Source organism: Mesobacillus boroniphilus JCM 21738, from assembly GCF_000517385.1.
In the GTDB taxonomy this organism is placed as follows: domain Bacteria; phylum Bacillota; class Bacilli; order Bacillales; family Cytobacillaceae; genus Mesobacillus; species Mesobacillus boroniphilus.
Genome location: NZ_BAUW01000176.1, coordinates 1 through 2,843, shown reverse-complemented (window position 1 = coordinate 2,843; position 2,843 = coordinate 1). Strand labels below are relative to the sequence as shown.

Genomic DNA, 2,843 nt, shown 5'->3' with positions numbered 1-2,843 from the left:
CTTTAAATAACTGTCTTTTACTTTTTCAATATTAAGCTTTGTTTTATTTTTAACCTTTTTAGATGGTAATTTACCCTATTCGTATAATGACAACAATCAGTTGACTCAATCCGATGGACAAAGCTACAGCTATGATCCAAGTGGTAATCGTACTCAAGATAGCCAGTACAAATATATTTATAATAAACTAGGCGAACTAGTGGAAATTCAGACACTCAATGGTCAAACTAAAGCCACATATAGTTGCTTTAGTCTAAAAGACTAAGATGGAACGCCTAATGCGGTGAAAGCCGCACGTTGGGTGTGGAGCAGGGGAAAAGATAGAGATTACATCAAAGTCTTACCTATTGCTATTAAACTAAAGGGGCAGCGCGACAAACATTTTGTTAATTTCTATGGCAACGTCAGCTCTAAGATTTTGATGAAGTTTAAGCTTCCTTCATTTGTATAATTACATATATCTTGACTGAAGTTCAGGGCATTCTTTGTTTGAATATCTCCTAATGGAAATAAATATGCACCAGCAATTTTATATGTTCTAAAATTATTCTTATGAAGTCTCTTGTATGTTTCTGATGGCTTTATAGGTTTTCCATATTTGCCAATTGGTTTTAGACGATTATACATGGTTTTCAATAGACGATAGGCTATTTTCCCAAAATCTTTATTGATATGAGTCGCAACCTTGAAGTAATTTTTTATTCCGAGAATATAAGCGTTATAATCCATGACAGTATGCGGTGTTGGCTTATTTTGGATTTCGCGAATTAAATATCTAAGTTTTTCTAGTATATTTTTCATCTTATTATCCATAACGTGTGTATTGGCAACGTATTTATTACGCTTGGTTACTGCTTTAAGAGAAAAACCCAGAAAATCAGATTTTCTCTTTCTAAGATTAGTAATCGCTGATTTCTCGGTTGATATATCAAGGTTTAGCTGATTTTTTAAGTATTCCTTGGTAGCGTGAAATATTTTGATAGCTGATTGATGAGAATTTGTGAAAATCTTAAAATCATCTGCATATCTAACGATATACATTTGTTTAAGATTCGTTTTCCTTAACGCTCTTGTCTTACTATTGGTCGCGTAAACATGTTTTGTTTTTAGGCATTCCCATTGGTTAGCTATCCACCAATCTAAGTCATTTAAAACAATGTTTGATAAAAGAGGAGACAGGATTCCTCCTTGCGGAGTTCCTCTAGTTGGAACACCAATACCTTTGATTGGTGCTTTTAGCATTCTCGAAACAATCGTTAAAACTCTTTTATCCCGTATTCCTATACTGTACATTTGTTTAATTAACTTTGAATGGCTCACGTTGTCAAAGAAACCTTGTATATCAATGTCTACTACATGATGCAACTTCACATTATTGACTAAGAACTGACATCTAGCCATTACATGATGAGTTGACCTATTTGGTCTAAAACCGTATGAATGATGATAAAATTGAGCTTCACATATTGGCTCTAATACTTGTTTGACCATCTGTTGAATTAGTCTATCTCTCATAGTCGGAATACCCAATGGACGTTTCTTTCCATTGGGTTTGGGTATCTCAACCCTTCGTACCGTTTGAGGTTTATAATTCTGTAATGTTTTTCGAATTTCCTCAATAAATTCATCAGCGTTTTCAATCTTGTATTGGTCAATCGTGATGCCATCAGTTCCGGCTGTTTTTGAACCTGTATTCGCTTTAATATTCCGAAAGGCTAATAAGATATTGTCTTTCGATATGATATGTTCATATAGCCTTAAACCCTTGGTAGCATTGGTTTTACTTCGCTTATAAAGGTCATCAAATATGTCTTGCATACCGTAATATTCTGCATGTCGTAAAGCTGTACTCACCGATGGATTGTTTCTCCTTCCTTGCGGAAAATCCCATCATCTTACTCGACCCTGTGAGTTTCATTTAATTATGTTAGTTTTCAAAGAGAAGACTTGGGACTATCCCTCCACGCTCGTTACACGCTTCAACGGTACTGTGTCCCTACTTTCGCAAGAATAAAGTCACTTCGATAAATACATTATCTTATAGACACCATCCCGATAGTAGTCGTTTAATAGTGGATGTTTCTTACTTACAACGTTCCGATTAATCTAGCTTTACATATATCCGTAGGTGCTCACTTTAAGCCTGCCAACCTATATCCTCATTTGTTAGATATCCCGAAGTTCCTATACACTACTCGTACTTTCCGGTGTTTGACACTGCGTTCGCAGCATACGCCTTTCGAGCGTATTAAAATCTAGACCCGTACATTCGCAAGTTCGTCAGTCCAGTTGGACATTCTCACCATAGATATTTTGTAGCATCCCGACCTATCACAAACCATATTCTAGATAAGCAACTTAGGTTCATTTCAGCCGACTTTACCTAGCTTCATACACATCCTGACTACTATCATTATGTGCATGTAGGAGGATCAGACAACTCGTTTCAGCTCAACATGACGGCTTTCATTCCGAGTTTCAATTAATCAGTTGTAATTGCTTAATAGCAATTCTCCTACTTCGTGCTTTGGCACTTATAAGGAAACGTTTCGCGCAGAACATTTCTTCACAACTAAATCCATCATAAACTTGATGTTCTAATCAATGTAGGTTTTATAGCACTGGTTTGATTTACGGGTCTGGCAGTAACTTACCTATCAGCCACCTAGCTGAACAAAAAAAGAAGTAGGGCAAATCCAACTTAATATCAACCCAATTGTTTTCTTTGTTTCTATGTAAACAATGATTAAACACTTATAATTACAACTTTTTTTCACTTATAAATAAAGATAACTTTTTCAAAATCTGGTTTTCCATAAGAATCAGTTACTACCACTTTGTCC

The 2,843-nt window shown here is 35.5% G+C and carries 1 pseudogene; it reads right to left on the bottom strand.

The window, feature by feature from the left end:
* Positions 1 to 370: 370 nt before the first annotated feature.
* A pseudogene (gene ltrA, locus JCM21738_RS21410) lies at positions 371 to 1,854 on the bottom strand (group II intron reverse transcriptase/maturase); the annotation flags it as partial.
* Positions 1,855 to 2,843: the final 989 nt, after the last annotated feature.